This is a genomic window from Natronorubrum sulfidifaciens JCM 14089, from assembly GCF_000337735.1.
GTDB lineage: Archaea > Halobacteriota > Halobacteria > Halobacteriales > Natrialbaceae > Natronorubrum > Natronorubrum sulfidifaciens.
This window is the reverse complement of record NZ_AOHX01000017.1, coordinates 1-1027: the sequence shown is the minus strand read 5'-3', so window position 1 is coordinate 1027 and position 1027 is coordinate 1. Positions and strand designations below refer to the sequence as shown.

The window sequence follows — 1027 nt, the reverse complement described above, 5'->3', positions numbered from 1 at the left end:
CCGCCCCTGGTTCCTTACCGCAACCAGCAGCAGGTTTAGGCGTCACCCCCTTCTTCGTCAAGGTAGGTGATTTTCTTGGCTTCAAACTCGACGAGAGCTTGTCGCCCTTCGATCGACAGAGCTTGACGGTGTTCCTTCGGGATCACTAGTCGGCCTTTTTCATCGACCTTTTTGCTGAAAGGGATTTCTGGGGAGTCCTCTGTGCTCATCTTATCCACAATTACGTACCTGGTACGTTAAATAGGTATTGCTCGTTCATAATGTCTTCATTAGACGATATCCACATTATTGAATGACGATGCAGATCACGTTCTAACTATTTCAGTTAATCCCCCCGACGCCCTCTGCGTATTTGTTCAGTTATATATTTTATGGGATATAAAATCTGTACATCGTAACAAAATGGAGCGACTAGTAACTATACAAATACTTATCACAATAGAGTCCTGAGTACACAAACACGAACCAATGGCGCATTGTTCATTCGAGATGCCCGATGAATGGGCTGAAGCAGCCGACGAGATGGGNGTGACCTACAGTGAATACGTCCGGAGGATGACTCGTGCAGGCCGACGACAAATGGGCTATGACTACGAGCCAGAAGAAGTTCCCAGTGACGTCAAGAGCCTCAAATTAGAAGAAGATCCGAAAAGAGCAGACACCGACGTTGTGCGTGAATTCATACTCAGAAATCTATCTACAGATGAGTACCTCGGTGTGGATGATTTGGTAGAGTTAGTAAAGCAAGATATTGCAGAGACAGCAGAACAATTAGAAGCTGAAGGGAAATTGGACGGGAGTGTCTCGAAAGGCGGTTGGAAGGTGAAAAAATGAGTCGTAATTACGGAAACCTGGGTCTTGATGACCACAGGAAGTGGACAGACCCGATTGAGGATTTCATAGAAGAGAAAAGAAATCCCTCTCTAAATGATAAAGAACCGCTCACAGAACCCAGAATTCGCCATATTCGACGAGCATTGAAGAAAACACCCGATGGTGTGTCATGGAAATCATGGGACGAATTACA

Annotated in this window: 3 protein-coding genes; 2 read left to right on the top strand and 1 reads right to left on the bottom strand. The window is 45.5% G+C overall.

Features of this window, described 5'->3' with window-relative positions:
- Window positions 1–35: 35 nt before the first annotated feature.
- Window positions 36–209, bottom strand: a complete 174-nt coding sequence (locus tag C495_RS17995) for a division/cell wall cluster transcriptional repressor MraZ (RefSeq protein ID WP_008159179.1) — start codon at window positions 207–209, stop codon at window positions 36–38.
- Between the two features lie 370 nt (window positions 210–579).
- Between C495_RS17995 and C495_RS01050 the strand changes: the two genes are divergently transcribed.
- Both C495_RS01050 and C495_RS18240 read left to right on the top strand, forming a co-directional pair.
- Complete coding sequence (locus C495_RS01050) at window positions 580–834, top strand: DUF5805 domain-containing protein (protein WP_152418841.1); 255 nt, start codon at window positions 580–582, stop codon at window positions 832–834.
- Window positions 831–1027: hypothetical protein (locus C495_RS18240; protein WP_206538424.1), on the top strand; the 197-nt coding region annotated here is incomplete at its 3' end. The genes C495_RS01050 and C495_RS18240, both read left to right, overlap by 4 nt.